Consider the following 12,719-nt stretch of genomic DNA (forward strand, 5'->3'; position numbering starts at 1 on the left):
CGAGAGAGCCACAACGGCCGACCTCTCGATACGCCGTCTCGACAAGCTCGACGGCTACTCGAAGCGAACGGGTGGGGAGCGGCGTTGGTGATGAACGCAGCCGCCCCGCCCCTTCTTCGTCATGCCAGCTAAGGCTGGCATCCTTTCGCACTGCCGAAAGGTAGTCACCCGCCGCCGATCCCCTCGATCACCTTACCGGAGCCCTCGCATTCCGGACATTCGGCGCCGTTGATCTGCCCGCTGCCGCTGCAGCGTGGGCAGAGGTTCTCGCCGGTGCCGGGCGTACCGGGTGCGGCGTCGTCGCCGGGCGACAGGGGTTGTTCGGCCATGGCATGCTCCTCTTCCTCACGCGTCGAAACGCACCGGAGCGGCCGACGCTCCCGGCACGGGAAGCGTGATCGCGGCTCGACAGCGGCGGCGCGCGGCGGCATCAGGCGGGCATGTCCCCTCGTTTCGACTTCACCATCCACGCGACCGACGGCCGCGCCCGCACCGGCGAGATCGCGATGCGCCGCGGCACCATCCGCACCCCTGCCTTCATGCCGGTCGGCACCGCCGCCACCGTGAAGGCCGTGAAACCCGCGGACGTGCGTGCCTCGGGCGCCGACATCCTGCTCGGCAACACCTATCATCTGATGCTGCGCCCCGGCGCCGAGCGCGTGCACCGGCTGGGCGGGCTACACGGCTTCATGGGCTGGGACCGGCCGATCCTGACCGACAGCGGCGGCTATCAGGTGATGAGCCTGTCCGAGCTCACCAAGCGCTCCGAGGACGGCGTCGAGTTCAAGAGCCACCTCGACGGCTCGCGCCATCTGCTGAGCCCCGAACGCTCGATGGAGATCCAGCGGCTGCTCGGGTCCGACATCGTCATGGCGTTCGACGAGCTGGTGCCGACCACCGCCACCCGCGACGTGCAGGCGCGCGCGATGGAGCGCTCGATGCGCTGGGCGAAGCGCAGCCGCGACGGCTTCGATTCGGGCGGCGCCCATGCCGAGGGTGCGGCGCTGTTCGGCATCCAGCAGGGCGCGCTCGATCAGGAGTTGCGCCGAGAGTCGGCGGATGCGCTGAAAGACATCGGCTTCGACGGTTATGCGATCGGCGGCCTCGCGGTCGGCGAGGGCCAGGAGGCGATGTTCGGCGTACTCGACTATGCGCCCGGCCAGCTCGACGCGGCCAGGCCCCGCTACCTGATGGGCGTTGGCAAGCCCGACGACATCGTCGGTGCGGTCGAGCGCGGCGTCGACATGTTCGACTGCGTGCTGCCGACCCGCTCGGGCCGCACCGGCCAGGCGTTCACCCGCACCGGCCCAATCAACATCCGCAACGCGCGCTTTGCCGAGGACACGGGGCCGCTCGATCCCGAATGCCCCTGCCCCAGCTGCACCGGGTGGAGCCGCGCCTATATCCATCATCTGGTCCGCGCGGGCGAGATCCTGGGGGCGATGCTGATGACCGAGCATAATCTGTGGTTCTACCAGCGGCTGATGGCGGACCTGCGCGCGGCAATTGCGGCGGGCAGCTTATCCATGTTCGCCAACGACTTCCGGACGCGCTATTCCAGTCGCGGATGATCGTACTCGGAGAAGAGCAATGACCGACACGCACCCGATCAACGAAGTCGAGGCCGCCTGCAAGGACGCCAAGCGCGTGCGCGAAGCCGCGGCCGAAACCGCCGATATCGAGCGGCCCAAGCGCTGGCCCGCCGTTCCGATCAGCATCGGCGTCGGCATCGGCTCGGCGGCGCTCACCGCCGCGCTGCTCTACGCAAACCGCTCCCGTACCAAGCGCTGACCCGCGCACCACAAGGCTGATCGATGCACCCTTTCCGCGCGGCGCTGCTGCTCGCCACTGCACTTGTTCCCGCAACCGCCGCCGCACGGCAGCACGCCCCCGCCGCATCGACCGCGAAGCCACCAGCACCGGCCCCGGTCGCACCGCTCGCCTATACCGAGCGGACGCTGGCGAACGGCCTCAGGGTCTATGCGATCCGCGACACCTCCACCGCCAACGTCGCGGTGCAGGTCTGGTATGACGTCGGCTCGAAGGACGATCCGCGCGGGCGATCGGGCTTTGCGCACATGTTCGAGCATCTGATGTTCAAGCAGACGCGCAACCTGCCGTCCGAGGCGTTCGACCGGCTGACCGAGGACGTGGGCGGCTACAACAACGCCTCGACGGCCGACGACTACACCAACTATTTCGAAGTGGTGCCGGCCAATCATCTTGAGCGGCTGCTGTTCGCCGAGGCCGATCGCATGGCGACGCTGGTCGTGGAGCCGACCAGCTTCGCCTCCGAGCGGGGCGTGGTGAAGGAGGAGCTGCGCAGCCGCGTGTTCGCGCAGCCCTATGGCAAGCTGTTCGGCTTCTACCTGCCGATGATCTCCTACACCCGCCACCCCTATGCGCGACCGGGGATCGGCAGCATCGAGGATCTGGACGCGGCCACGATCGACGACATCCGCGCCTTCCACGCGACCTATTACCGGCCGGACAATGCGGTGCTGGTGGTGGCGGGCAACTTCGACCCCGCCGAGCTCGACCGCTGGGTCGACCAGTATTTTGCGCCCGTCGCCAAGCCGAACCGGCCGATCCCGCGCGTGGCGGTGAAGGAGCCGCCGCGCACCGCGGCCACGCGGCACGTCGTCCATGCCGAGAACACGCCCCTTCCGGCGGTGGTGCTGAGCTACCAGGTGCCGCCCGACAACGATCCCGACCAGGCGGCACTCGCGGTGCTGAACGCAGTGCTTTCGACCGGGCGCAACTCGCGGCTCTACCAGGCGCTGGTCTATCGCGACCAGCTCGCCCAGTCGGCCGAGACCTATCTCGACAGCAAGAAGGACACCGGCGTGCTCGCGGCCTATGCGATCGCCGCCGGGGGCAAGGACATCGGCGCGGTCGAAGCCGGGCTGAAGCGGGAAGTGGCACGGCTGCGCGATGCGCCGGTCTCTGCCGCCGAACTCGCGGAGGCCAAGAACGAGATCCTGGCGGCCGCACTCGCCCGGCGCGAAACCGCTGAGGGGCGTGCCTTCACGCTCGCCAACAGCGTGATCGTCAACGGCGATCCCCGCGCCGCCGACCGCCAGCTCGCCGCGATCGCCAAGGTCGATGCCGCCGCGGTCCAGCGCGTCGCCCGCCGTTATCTGGGGGAGAACCAGGGGGCGGTGCTGCAATATCTACCGCAGGCCGAAGGCGCGCCCGCGGACGACTCGATCCGCATCGCCCCGACCGTCGAGACGCGTGCGCTGACCATCCCCGCGGGCGTGGCGGTGCATCAGGTCGCCTCCGACGCGGAGCGCAAGCCGCTGCCCCAGCCCGGCCCTGCCGCCACCGCCGCGCTTCCCGCACGCACGGAGACGCGGCTCGCAAACGGGCTGCGGCTCGTGACCGTACCCAAGCCCGGCCTGCCGCTGGTCGCCGCAACGATGGTGGTCGACACGCGCGAGCTCTCCGCGCCGACGCGCCGGCCGGAGCCCAGCTGGTTCGCGACCGAGCTGCTGACCGAAGGCACCCGCACCCGCTCCGCCACGCAGATCGCGGCGGAGGTGGAGGCGCTGGGCGCATCGCTCGACACCGACGCGGAGGACGACGGCGCGAGCGTCTCGCTGCTGGTGGGCACCAACGGCCTGGCGCCGGCGATGGGCATCCTGGCCGATGTGATCCGTAATCCCGCCTATGATCCCAAGGAGATCGAGCGGGTCCGCACCCAGTGGATCGATGCGCTCCAGATCGAGCAGTCGGATCCCGGTTCGCTCGCCGGCAAGGTCGCGGCGCGCGCGGTGTTCGGCGACAGCCGCTATGGCAAGGTCGGAACGGAAACCAGCTATCGTGGCGTCACCCGCGAGCAGATCGTCGCCTCCCATGGCGAAGCCTGGCGGCCGGATCGCGCGACGCTGATCCTGGTCGGCGACATCACGCCCGCTAAGGCGCAGGCCATGGCCGAGCAGCTGTTCGGCGACTGGCAGGCAAGCGGCGCAAGCGCGGCGGCACCGGCGGAGCCGGCGCTTCCAGCGACGACGCGCGTCGTCGTCGTCGACCTGCCCGGCAGCGGGCAGGCGGCGGTGGTGGTGTCGCGGCCGGCGCTGTCGCGCGGCGATCCGCGCTTCCCGGCAGCGCGGCTGGCGAGCACGGTTCTTGGCGGCGGCTTCTCGTCGCGGCTCAACCAGGAAATCCGCATCAAGCGCGGGCTTTCCTACGGGGCACGCAGCGCCCTTGCCGGCGACCGTGGCGTGGGTCCGTTCAGCGCGACCGTGCAGACCAAGAACGAATCCGCGCCCGAGGTGGTGGACCTGATCGTCGCGGAGCTGCGCCGCATCGGCCGCGATCCGGTGCCTGCCGCCGAGCTCGCGACTCGCAAGGCGGTGCTCTCGGGCGGCTTCAGCCGCGACGTCGAGACGCGTGGCGGGCTGGCGGGCAAGCTCGGCGCCTATGTGCTGGCGGGCCAGCCGGTGAACGCGATCGACAACGCGCTCGCCGAGATCGAGGGCGTCGATGCGCAGGCGGTGCAGCAGGTGGCGGCGCAGGTGCTCGATCCGGCCGGCGCGAGCATCGTCGTGGTCGGTGATGCCAAGCAGTTCGCGGACACGCTTCGCCAGCGCTACCCGCAGGCGGAGGTAATCCCGGCCAGCGCACTCGACCTCGACACGCCGAAGCTGACGCGCTGATCGGGGCAAGGGCCAGGGAGTGACGGTGCGGCGCCTGGGACGGATTGGCAGGCGGCAGGTCGCGGTGACGGCGGTCGCCGCGGCTGCCCTGGCCTTCTCGCTGCATGCGGGGCGCATCGCGCTCGACCAGCAGCAGCGCGCCGCCGCCCGCCGCATGGCCCTGCCCCCGCGCAGCACGGCGCAGGCGGAGGCGCCGCCCTTCTCCGGCGCGCTCGCGGCACCGCAGGCGGGCACCACCGGCACCGCGCCGCTGCCGGACCTGCCGATTCCCGCGCTCGCCGCTCTGGAGGGAGACGGGTCGATCGTGCCCGCCCGGCCCTTTCGCGCGCGCGGCAGCGTGCTCGACCAGGCGCGCGCGCTCGAATGCCTCACGGCCGCAGTCTATTACGAAGCGGCGAACGAGCCCGACGACGGGCAGCGCGCGGTGGCGCAGGTGGTGCTCAATCGCGTGCGCCATCCCGCCTTCCCGGCAACCGTGTGCGGCGTGGTCTACCAGGGATCGGAGCGGCGCGGCTGCCAGTTCAGCTTCGCCTGCGACGGTGCCATGGCCCGGCAGCGCGTCCCCGCCGCCTGGGCACGCGCGCGGCGCGTCGCGGCACAGGCGCTGAGCGGCGCGGTGTTCGCGCCGGTGGGGCTCGCCACCCACTATCACACCTATGCGGTCACCCCGGCGTGGAACCGCTCGCTGGTGATGACGGGCGCGTTCGGGGCGCATTTCTTCCACCGCTGGAAGGGCTGGTGGGGGACCGCCGATGCGTTCAGCGACCGTTACGCGGGGCGCGAGCCCCCGCCCGGGCCGCACCTGCCCTCGCCGCTCGACCCGCTCCCGCTTCCGGAAACCGCTGCGGGCGCACCTCCGCCCCCGACGCTGCAACCGGGCACCGACGCGCCCGAAGTGCGCCCCGCACCCACTCCGGCGCCGGCCGCGGCCGAAAACAAGCTGCCGGAATCGACGGTGCTCGACCGGTGGAAGGACTCGGGCAAGCCGTTGCGCTGAAACGAACGACGCCCCGCCGTTGCCGGCGAGGCGTCCTGGTTCGTGATCGTCGGGCTCAGCGGCGGGGGCCGTGATATCCCTGGCGATCGTGCTTCTGATACTTGGTGCGTGCCATCAGCCGGTCGAGCCGCTGGTCGAGGTCACGCCGCTCGCCCACCGAGAGGCCGCCGCCGCTGCGGCGATAGCGATTCTCGAGCTGCGCGATCTGGCGGTACTCGGCGCGGAGGCGAGTGGCCTCGCGGCGATCGAGGCGGCCGCTCCGCACGCCCTGGTCGATGCGCTGCTCGACGGTTGCCTGGCGCTGGTTGATGTTCTGCCACGGCGCCGCGCTCGCGGCGGTGGGCAGCGCGGTCGCGGCGATCCCCAGGCCCGCGATCATCAGTGCGATCTTCTTCATGGCTACACTCCTCAAATCCGACCTTCGTCCGGTCGAGAAGCAATTTGGGGCCGCGCCGTCGCTGGATCGTGTCAGCAATAGCGCTTTTGTGTCGCCGATTGTCGCAAGTGCGACGGCATCGTTCATCTTCGGCCACCCCGGGTTGGAGCGTTCTGCCTGCATAAAAATCGGGCGGCCCGCCGGAAGACGGACCGCCCAAGGGGGACTGGTCGGGAGGGAACGGAAGTCGTGCGCGTCTCAGGCGGCGCGGGTGCGCGTGCTCGCCAGCCGGCCGCGGCCGATGCTGGTCAGCAGCGTCTCGAATTGATGCGTGCTGAACCCTGCGGAGAAGAAGCGGGCGATCTCGGACTTGGGCAGGTTGTCGCCGCGATGCCAGGCAAGCACCGACAGGCGGCGCAGCGCCTCCAGCTTGGGATCGGCGAGTGGGAGGCGCGGACGGGCGCCGAACAGCGAGCCCAGCGCCGTCAGGATCGGACCGGGCTGGCGAAGGCTTCCCAGGCGTTCGTTGCGGGCGATCGCCACGACCGACCATTCGAGCGGCGACAGCCCGGCCTGGACGGGCACCGGATCGGCCTGCGGCACGATGGGAGCCGCCGCCGCCTTCGCAGCGGCAGCGCCGCCCAACTCGCTGAATGTCAGATACGCCATCGGCCTTCCCTCGGTTCGGATGGGCAGGTCCACGGCGGTGCCGTCGTCATGCCCTCTATACCTACTGACCGGTACAGAAGGCGACTCGAGCCGTCAACGGGATATTTGTACCCGTTGGTAGTTTTTAGCGAAACCCAGCGTTCAGGCGCTCGGCCACATCGCCAGGCTGGTATCGACCAACGCGTTCAACGCCTCGCTGCTGGCACCCGCGCCCGCCTGCACCGTCATGCCCTGGAGGATGGCCACCAGATAGGCGGTAAGACCCTGCGGATCGACGTGCGCGGGCAGGTCCCCCTCTGCCTTGGCGCGCTCGAAACGGGCGACCAGCGCGGCCTGGGAAGAGGCGCGCCGCTTGAGGACCTCCTCACGGATCGACTCCGCGTCCGCCCCGCAGGCGACCGAGCTGATCACGCCCAGGCAGCCGCGCGGCCCGGAGGTGCTCGCGTGGCTTTCCACCGCGCCGCGCAACAGCCGCTCGGCGACTTCGCGGGCGGTCGGCGCTTCCAGCGCGACGCTGATATAGCTGAGCTTTTCGCGCTCGTAGAGGTCGAGCGCCTTGCGGAACAGCGACTCCTTGTTGCCGAAGGCGGCATAGAGGCTCGGGCGCGTGATCCCCATCGCCTCCGTCAGGTCGGACAGCGAAGCGCCCTCATAGCCCTTGCTCCAGAACACCCGCAGCGCGGCGGCCAAGGCTTCCTCGACATCGAATTCGCGGGGACGACCCCGTCCGGAACAGCAAAGCGCGGCTTTCATAATTCCCGTCATATAAGCAACTTAGCGCCCACCGCTAGAGCTGACGCAAGGCGCGTGCCGGGCGAATGCCCAGGATCGGAAGCGCGCCCAGGATGCCGATGACCAGCGTCACCCCCGCCCCGACCGCAAGCGTTCCCAACACCGTCGGATAGTCCGGCAGCCATTCGAACGCGAACACCTCCACCACCACGTACCAGGCACCCACCAGCCCGAGCGCCAGCGCCAGGGCCGCGATGGCAGCACTCAGCAACGCATATTCGAGCGCCTGCACCGCCAGCACCTGCGCCCGCGTGGCGCCCAGCGTCTTCAGGATCACGCCGTCATAGGTGCGTGCCTCCCGCGCCGCTGCGATGGCGCCGATCAGCACGGCAATGCCCGCAAGGATCGCGACGGAGGCCGCCGCGGCGATGGCGGTCGCCATCTGGCTGACGATCGTGCGCACCTGCTCCACGACGCCGCGCACCTCCACCACCGAGACCGAGGGAAAGCGCGGCAGCAGTGCGCGAGTGACCGCGCCCTCCTGCCCCTTCGCCAGGTCGATCGTGGCGGCCAGGTTGTGCGGCACGTCGGAGATGGCGTTGGGGCTGAACACCATCACGAAGTTGAAGCCCAGGCTGTCCCAGTGGATGCGGCGGAAGGAGGCGACGCGCGCCTCCCGCTCGACGCCGAGCACCGAATAGCGGATCGGGTCGCCGATCTTGAGGTCCAGGGCCCGCGCGAGATCGACGTCGAGCGACACCAGCGGCGGGCCGGCATAGCCGGCCGGCCACCATTTGCCCTCCAACAGTTCGTTGCCCTCCGGAAGCGTCTCCGAATAGGTTAGGCCGCGCTCGCCCCGCAGCGCCCAGGCACCTTCCGGCAGGGTCTCGAGGTCGGCGACGCGCGTCTCGGCATAGGCGGTGATCGTGCCGCGCATCAGCGGGACCATCCGCAGCTCTGCCCGGGGCGCAACGCCGGTGACGGTGCGGCGGAAGAGATCGACCTGGTCGCGGGGCACGTCGAGAGCGAACAGCGCCGGCGCCTTTTGCGGGATCGTCTCGCGGATGTTCGCGTCGATGCTGGTGCGGATCGCGGCCAGCAGCACGAACAGCGTGAGGCCGAGCCCCAGCGCCACCACCAGCGTGACCGTACGCGCGCCCGGCCGGTGGAGCCCGGTGAGCGCCAGCCGCAGCAGCGGGCCACGGGGCCGCGGCAAGCGCGCGGCAAGCCAGCGCACCCCCCAGCCGAAGCCCGCGAGCAGCAGCAGCGTGCCGGCGATGGTGGCGAGGAAGCTGGCGGTGAACCACGGCTGCTCGGCAGTGGCGACCGCGATCGCGACCACCAGGAGCCCCGCCCCGCTCGTCCACGGCAGCACGCGCCGCCAGGGCGCGCGCCGCAGATCGAGGCTGCCGCGCAGCAGGCCCGCGGCGGGAACGGCGCCCGCCCGCACCAGCGGCGGCGCGGTGAAGGCGAGCGCGGTCAGCAGGCCGTAGCCGGCGGCGAGCGCCAGCGGTGCCGGATGGATCGCGAGCTCCGGCGCCACCGGCAGCACGTCGCCCGCGACCCACAGGATCAGCGGCACGGCGGCGATGCCCGCCACCAACCCCAGCAGGATGCCGACGCCCGCGACCACCGCGACCTGAAGCAGGTACACGCGCGCGATGCCTCCCGAGGCCGCGCCCAGCACCTTCAACGCGGCGATGCTGCCGCGGCGGGTCGCCAGATAGGAGCCCACGCCATTGCCGACGCCGATCCCGGCGATGGCCAGCGCGGCAAGCCCCACCAGCACCAGGAACTGGCCCATGCGGTCCAGGAAGCGCGCGGCCCCCGGCGACGCACGGTCGCGGGTCTTGGCCTCCCACCCGCCGTCGGGAAAGGCTGCCTTGATCGCCTCCGCCGCCGCGTCCGGCGCGCGATCGGCGGGCAGCGCGATCCGGTACTTGGTCTCATAGAGGCTGCCCGGCTGGATCAGGCCGGTGCGGGCGACACCCTCCAGCGAGACGATCGCGACGGGGCCGAGGGTGAACCCCTCCCCCAGCCGGTCGGGCTCGTCGGCGATGATGCCGGCGATGGTGAAGCGGGCGCTTCCCAGGCGCAGCTGCTGCCCCACGCCGACGCGCAACCGCTCCGCAAGGCCGGGGGCGATCCAGACGCGCGTCGGATCGGCGGGATGGGCGATGCTGCCATCGGCGAGGCGCAGGGTGCCGTAGAGCGGGTAGTTGCGATCCACCGCCTTGAGCGTCACGGGAACCGTCTGGGGGCTCTCGGCACCGCCATCTCGCACGGCCATCGCCTGCATGCCGGTGGTCTCGGAAACCCTGCCGAGCCGGGCAAAGGCTGCGCGCTCCGCGTCGGTCGCAGCACGCTGCGAGGTGGCGAACTCGATGTCGCCGCCCAGGATCGCCGCGCCGCGCGCCTTGAGCTCGCCGTCGATCGCCGCCGACAGGCTGCCGATCGCCGCCAGTGCCCCAACGCCCAGGAACATGCACACCAGCAGCAGCCGCAAGCCGCGGAACCGCCCGTGCAGTTCCCGCCGTGCAAGCCGCCAGGCCAGCCGCCACTCGTTCACTTAGTCTCGTCCCGCACGATCCGTCCGTCGGCGAGGGAGACGATGCGGTCGCAGCGCTCGGCAAGCGCGGGATCATGGGTGATGACGACCAGTGTGGCGCCGGTGGCGGCGCGTCGCTCGAACAACAGGTCCATGATCGCAGCGCCGGTAGCGGCATCGAGGTTGCCGGTCGGCTCGTCGGCGAACACGATCTCCGGCCGGCCGGCGAGCGCGCGGGCGATGGCGACACGCTGCTGCTCGCCACCCGAAAGCTGCGCGGGATAATGGCTGAGGCGATGGCCGAGCCCGACCGCCTGCAGTTCCGCCTCGGCGCGCGCGAACGCATCCGTGTCGCCGGCCAGTTCCATCGGCACGGCGACATTCTCCAGCGCGGTCATGGTGGGCAGCAGGTGGAATGCCTGGAGCACGATTCCGATGCGCCCGCGCCGTGCCCTTGCCAGCGCATCCTCGTCGAGCGCGCCGAAGTCGAGGCCGGCCACGTGCACGCTGCCGCCCGTCGCCCGCTCCAATCCGGAAAGCACCGCCATCAGCGACGACTTGCCCGAGCCCGATGCGCCCAGCAGCGCCAGACTGGTGCCACGCGCCACCGAAAGGGTGATCCCGCGCAGGATCGGCGTGGCGGCGTCGCCGTTGCCGAGGGTCAAGGTGACATCACGCGCGGCGATCACCATATCGCCGTGGTTCGTTTCGGGCATGTCGGAGGATCGCATTGGAGGATGGTAGCTTTCGTTATGGAGCGGGTACGCTGCTTCTCCAAGCCTTGCTGCTCGCAGGCTGCGATGATCGAGGGGCGCGAGAGGTCCCGGCCGACCAGGCGAACGTGCCGGTGAATGGGGCGCAGGCGGCCGCGGCACCCGCGGCGAGCGTGCCCCAGGGTCCCGAGCGGCTGGTGCTGGCGTTCGGCGACAGCCTCTACGCGGGCTACGGCCTGGCGCGCGGGCAGAGCTTCCCGGACGGCTTGCAGACGGCGCTACGCGGCGCCGGCATCAACGCGACGGTGGTGAACGCGGGCGTCTCGGGCGACACGACCGCGGCGGGGCGGCAGCGGCTCGTCTTCTCGCTCGATAATCTGAAGCGCACGCCGGACCTGGTGGTGCTGGGCCTGGGCGGCAACGACGTGCTGCGCCAGATCCCGCCGGCCACCACGCGCGATAACCTGAAAGCGATGCTGGACGAGCTGAAGCGCCGCAAGATCCCGGTGGTGCTCACCGGTATGATGGCGCCGCCGAACCTGGGCGCGGACTATGCAGGCGCATTCAACCGCATCTTCCCGGAGTTAGCCGAGGAGTATGACGCGGTGCTCTACCCGTTCGTGCTGAACGGCGTGATCGGCAACCCCGCACTGATGCAGGCCGACCGGGTGCATCCGAACGCCAAGGGCGTGCAGCAGATGGTCACGCGCATTGCGCCGGTGGTGACGGAGCGGCTGCAAAGGCTGGAGTAGGGCGGGACATGTAACGGGGTCGGGCGCCGCGCCCGTTGCGGGCGTTCGGCGAATGGTGCAGCATCCTCAAACCTCGGGAGCACTCGACGCAGCGGCAACGCGGTTTCCGATCACCAAGGGGAGGCACATGCGAACACGGCGGCTGATCCTGATCCTCGCCTGCGTGACGCTGAGTTCCGGCGCGGCCGACGCCGGGCAGTTCGACCCTCCGGACCCTCGAGTATTCGCCCGCGCGGAAGATCAGGAACGCGCACGCCTGCTCACGAAGCCGTGCACGCAAGCGGATGTGGGGCATGGATGCTATCGCTACGCTGGCCATGCGTTGCGGGAGTACCCCTGCGCCTACCACATCGACGCGGGGACGATCGGATCAATCCCGACGGACCAATGCTACAAGATGGAGCCCCCCCGGCGCTACCGAGGCGTTTGGGTCGATGCGTTCGAGGGGCAAGCCTTCATACCGGAAGGATCCACCCCGCCCGAATGGCCACGCGCCGATCCGAAATCCGCCGGATGGCGGCAGCAATTCGAACGAGCCCGGGCGGCGACGATCTGGCTCGACATGAGCCGTGTTTATGTGGACGGCGAGCATCGTCCACGCGGGCGGAAATGGATCATCGAATTCGTCGGCCGAAAAACAATGTATCCGGGAGAATACGGCCACATGGGCCTATCGGGGCATGAGATCATTGTTGATCGCGTGCTTTTCCTGAAGGCGTGTTCCGGGGCGGACGTTTGCGGATGAAATCCACACGACCGCACCCCACTGGTTTCCGACGCGCAGCCGTGCTCCTGCGCAGGCAGGAGCCCAGAGCTACGAACGACCGCGCCTGAAACCCTGGGCTCCTGCTTCCGCAGGAGCACGGGCGGTCCTGCAAGCTAAGCGCCCCTCTCCAGGCGAGGGAGCGCCGCCTCAAACCGTGAAGCTCTCCCCGCAGCCGCAGGCGCCCTTGGCGTTGGGGTTGTTGAACACGAAGCCGGCGGTGAAATCGTCCTCCACCCAGTCCATGGTCGAGCCGACTAGGTAGAGGATCGAGCCGCCGTCCACGAACAGCGTGCCGATTGGCGTGTCGATGCGCTCGTCGAACGGCTTGGCCTCGGTGACATAGTCGACGGAGTAGGCGAGGCCCGAACAGCCGCGGCGCGGGGTCGAGAGCTTGACGCCGATCGCGCCCTCGGGCGCCTTGGCCATCAGGTCGGCGATGCGCTGCTCGGCCGACGGGGTCAGCGTCAGCGCGGCGGGACGGGGGCGAAGGGTGGTGGCCATGTCT

13 protein-coding genes are annotated in these 12,719 nt (G+C 70.3%); 6 read left to right on the forward strand and 7 right to left on the reverse strand.

All coding sequences use genetic code 11. The features are described from left to right. Positions 1–164: 164 nt before the first annotated feature. Positions 165–329, reverse strand: coding sequence for a hypothetical protein (locus ABDZ92_RS00965; RefSeq protein WP_164521338.1), 165 nt, complete (start codon positions 327–329; stop codon positions 165–167). A gap of 111 nt (positions 330–440) precedes the next feature. On the opposite strand from ABDZ92_RS00965, the gene tgt reads away from it, so the two are divergent. Genes tgt through ABDZ92_RS00985 form a run of 4 tightly spaced genes read left to right on the forward strand, consistent with a single transcriptional unit; the run spans position 441 to position 5,658 of the window. Continuing rightward, the gene (tgt, locus tag ABDZ92_RS00970; RefSeq protein WP_125961990.1) at positions 441–1,571 is read left to right on the forward strand and encodes a tRNA guanosine(34) transglycosylase Tgt; all 1,131 of its coding nucleotides are present in this window, start codon (positions 441–443) and stop codon (positions 1,569–1,571) included. Positions 1,572–1,590: 19 nt separating this feature from the next. Beyond that, positions 1,591–1,791, forward strand: a complete 201-nt coding sequence (locus ABDZ92_RS00975) for a hypothetical protein (RefSeq protein WP_125961989.1) — start codon at positions 1,591–1,593, stop codon at positions 1,789–1,791. A 23-nt stretch (positions 1,792–1,814) separates the two neighbouring features. Next, the gene (locus ABDZ92_RS00980; protein ID WP_125961988.1) at positions 1,815–4,661 is read left to right on the forward strand and encodes a M16 family metallopeptidase; all 2,847 of its coding nucleotides are present in this window, start codon (positions 1,815–1,817) and stop codon (positions 4,659–4,661) included. 25 nt (positions 4,662–4,686) lie between these two features. Beyond that, positions 4,687–5,658, forward strand: a complete 972-nt coding sequence (locus tag ABDZ92_RS00985; protein WP_241211978.1) for a cell wall hydrolase — start codon at positions 4,687–4,689, stop codon at positions 5,656–5,658. A 55-nt stretch (positions 5,659–5,713) separates the two neighbouring features. Here the strand turns inward: ABDZ92_RS00985 and ABDZ92_RS00990 are convergent, their stop codons facing one another. The 5 genes from ABDZ92_RS00990 to ABDZ92_RS01010 all read right to left on the reverse strand — a co-directional run bounded on the left by ABDZ92_RS00990 (position 5,714) and on the right by ABDZ92_RS01010 (position 10,699). After that, positions 5,714–6,055, reverse strand: coding sequence for a hypothetical protein (locus ABDZ92_RS00990; protein ID WP_125961987.1), 342 nt, complete (start codon positions 6,053–6,055; stop codon positions 5,714–5,716). A 237-nt stretch (positions 6,056–6,292) separates the two neighbouring features. Then, the gene (locus ABDZ92_RS00995) at positions 6,293–6,703 is read right to left on the reverse strand and encodes a hypothetical protein (protein WP_125961986.1); all 411 of its coding nucleotides are present in this window, start codon (positions 6,701–6,703) and stop codon (positions 6,293–6,295) included. Positions 6,704–6,844: 141 nt separating this feature from the next. Continuing rightward, positions 6,845–7,468: a TetR/AcrR family transcriptional regulator gene (locus ABDZ92_RS01000; protein WP_125961985.1), complete on the reverse strand. Its 624-nt coding sequence runs from the start codon at positions 7,466–7,468 to the stop codon at positions 6,845–6,847. Between the two features lie 22 nt (positions 7,469–7,490). After that, a complete protein-coding gene (locus ABDZ92_RS01005; protein ID WP_125961984.1) occupies positions 7,491–10,004 on the reverse strand; it encodes an ABC transporter permease in 2,514 nt (837 codons plus the stop codon). Beyond that, positions 10,001–10,699 (reverse strand): ABC transporter ATP-binding protein, encoded by a 699-nt coding sequence (locus ABDZ92_RS01010; protein WP_272695207.1) that lies wholly within the window; start codon positions 10,697–10,699, stop codon positions 10,001–10,003. The genes ABDZ92_RS01005 and ABDZ92_RS01010 overlap by 4 nt, the downstream gene beginning before the upstream one ends. Before the next feature lie 65 nt (positions 10,700–10,764). On the opposite strand from ABDZ92_RS01010, the gene ABDZ92_RS01015 reads away from it, so the two are divergent. Both ABDZ92_RS01015 and ABDZ92_RS01020 read left to right on the forward strand, forming a co-directional pair. Beyond that, a complete protein-coding gene (locus ABDZ92_RS01015) occupies positions 10,765–11,448 on the forward strand; it encodes an arylesterase (RefSeq protein ID WP_241211975.1) in 684 nt (227 codons plus the stop codon). Positions 11,449–11,500: 52 nt separating this feature from the next. Continuing rightward, positions 11,501–12,193: a hypothetical protein gene (locus tag ABDZ92_RS01020; protein ID WP_125961983.1), complete on the forward strand. Its 693-nt coding sequence runs from the start codon at positions 11,501–11,503 to the stop codon at positions 12,191–12,193. A 168-nt stretch (positions 12,194–12,361) separates the two neighbouring features. Here the strand turns inward: ABDZ92_RS01020 and ABDZ92_RS01025 are convergent, their stop codons facing one another. Next, positions 12,362–12,715, reverse strand: a complete 354-nt coding sequence (locus ABDZ92_RS01025) for a HesB/IscA family protein (protein WP_125961982.1) — start codon at positions 12,713–12,715, stop codon at positions 12,362–12,364. Positions 12,716–12,719 lie beyond the last annotated feature (4 nt).

It is taken from the genome of Sphingomonas molluscorum (assembly GCF_039522995.1).
GTDB lineage: Bacteria > Pseudomonadota > Alphaproteobacteria > Sphingomonadales > Sphingomonadaceae > Sphingomonas > Sphingomonas molluscorum.

Coding starts and splice junctions, on each gene's coding strand:
- ABDZ92_RS00965 (WP_164521338.1), bottom strand. CDS start 329: ATGGCCGAACAACCCCTGTCGCCCGGCGACGACGCCGCACCCGGTACG.
- tgt (WP_125961990.1), top strand. CDS start 441: ATGTCCCCTCGTTTCGACTTCACCATCCACGCGACCGACGGCCGCGCC.
- ABDZ92_RS00975 (WP_125961989.1), top strand. CDS start 1,591: ATGACCGACACGCACCCGATCAACGAAGTCGAGGCCGCCTGCAAGGAC.
- ABDZ92_RS00980 (WP_125961988.1), top strand. CDS start 1,815: ATGCACCCTTTCCGCGCGGCGCTGCTGCTCGCCACTGCACTTGTTCCC.
- ABDZ92_RS00990 (WP_125961987.1), bottom strand. CDS start 6,055: ATGAAGAAGATCGCACTGATGATCGCGGGCCTGGGGATCGCCGCGACC.
- ABDZ92_RS00995 (WP_125961986.1), bottom strand. CDS start 6,703: ATGGCGTATCTGACATTCAGCGAGTTGGGCGGCGCTGCCGCTGCGAAG.
- ABDZ92_RS01000 (WP_125961985.1), bottom strand. CDS start 7,468: ATGACGGGAATTATGAAAGCCGCGCTTTGCTGTTCCGGACGGGGTCGT.
- ABDZ92_RS01010 (WP_272695207.1), bottom strand. CDS start 10,699: ATGCCCGAAACGAACCACGGCGATATGGTGATCGCCGCGCGTGATGTC.
- ABDZ92_RS01020 (WP_125961983.1), top strand. CDS start 11,501: ATGGTGCAGCATCCTCAAACCTCGGGAGCACTCGACGCAGCGGCAACG.
- ABDZ92_RS01025 (WP_125961982.1), bottom strand. CDS start 12,715: ATGGCCACCACCCTTCGCCCCCGTCCCGCCGCGCTGACGCTGACCCCG.